The following is a 1,323-nucleotide window of genomic DNA, read 5'->3' on the forward strand; positions in this document are numbered from 1 at the left end:
CCGCTCAAGCCAGGTAGGTCACAATTGTCGCGTTCAGCGCAGCGGCAGCAGCTCCAGCTGCGCCTGCGCCTTCTTCACGGCCGCCGCGTACCAGCTCTGGCTTGGTGCTTCCCTGGCGAAACACGCTGTGAAGGCGGTCATTGCCTTGTCCTCGCGGGTCAGTTCGCCCCGCGGATCCTTCTTGTCGACGGGCTTTGCCATCATCTGCTTCCAGACCTTCTCGCAGGCCTGGATCGGGGCGGTCTTCACGGCCTGCTTTGCCGCGAGGAAATAGAGCTTGTCGCCCTTGATAGCGACGACGTCGATCTCGTCCGGCGGACCCTTGAGGTCGCCATTGCCGCGCACGCCGAGCACGGCGGCTGCGACGCTCGCCCCTGCCGGCTTGGTGATCGGCAGCTCAGCGTAGATTGCGAAAGCGGCGTCCTGGATCGCGTAATAGTAGAAGCGGTCGGATTTCAACGCGCCGCCGGCCTCCTGCGGCATGCCGTCCTCGCGATGCTCGCCTAGCCAATGCTTGAGCAGCCCGGCCGTGGTCACCACGGCCTGCATCTTGTGGCCTTCGGAGGTGAAGCTCAGTCCGTCGAGATGGCCGAAGCCGACGTCGTCTCTGAACAGCGTGTCGACGTTCGACCTGCCCTCGGCCGGCAGCCCCTTGATCGTGACCGGCCCGATCAGGCCGCGCAACGCGGCGGCCAGCTCCTTCAGGGCCGCGTCATGCTGCTTGTAGACCTCGTCGCTCTCCTTGGCTGCCGAGAATTTGGCGATGTAGCGGTCGCGCAGGTCGAGATAGTTCTGCTCGGGCGCGGCCGCTTGCGCGGGCGCGGCCAGGACGAGCAGCCAGAGCAGGGCGAGGGATCTCATTGCAATTCCGAAACAGGCCGGGAGCGATCTCAGTCTTTTGTTCCCGCGCCCCGTGCCAAGGTTCATCCCTTAACGGAATGCAGGTGCCCTACTCTGCCGGCGTGAGCTGCTGCCGACCCAGCCGCAGGGCCGCGGTCTCGCGCACACGCACGCGGGCGCGGCGCTTGCGCCACCAGATCACGACGCCGGTCACGGAGAGCGCGGCCACCACGAGGCCCATGATCGAGATCAGGATGCGGCCGGGCAGCCCGACGATGCGGCCCGAATGCAGCGGGAACTGCGCCTGGACGAAGATGTCGGCGGCCGTGCCGACCCAGGGTAGCCGCTCGCCGATGGGGCGGCCATCCTCGCTGTCGTAATAGAGCTGCGCCGGGCCGACGCCGCCGGCGCCGTGGTCATCGCCCGGGTGGAAGAAGGCGGCGGCATAGACGCCATGGGCCGGGCCGTAACTGATTGCCCCGA

The 1,323-nt window shown here is 67.1% G+C and carries 1 protein-coding gene and 1 pseudogene; both read right to left on the reverse strand.

The window, feature by feature from the left end; genetic code table 11:
* Positions 1–33: 33 nt before the first annotated feature.
* Positions 34–861 (reverse strand): hypothetical protein, encoded by an 828-nt coding sequence (locus tag JHD07_RS05450; protein WP_291619764.1) that lies wholly within the window; start codon positions 859–861, stop codon positions 34–36.
* Positions 862–949: 88 nt separating this feature from the next.
* Positions 950–1,323: pseudogene (fsrB, locus tag JHD07_RS05455) on the reverse strand (siderophore utilization protein FsrB); the annotation flags it as partial.

Source organism: Bradyrhizobium sp. (assembly GCF_016462955.1).
In the GTDB taxonomy this organism is placed as follows: domain Bacteria; phylum Pseudomonadota; class Alphaproteobacteria; order Rhizobiales; family Xanthobacteraceae; genus Bradyrhizobium.

Excerpts from the sequence above, each read along its gene's own strand:
- JHD07_RS05450 (WP_291619764.1), bottom strand. The coding sequence starts at position 861 with ATGAGATCCCTCGCCCTGCTCTGGCTGCTCGTCCTGGCCGCGCCCGCG.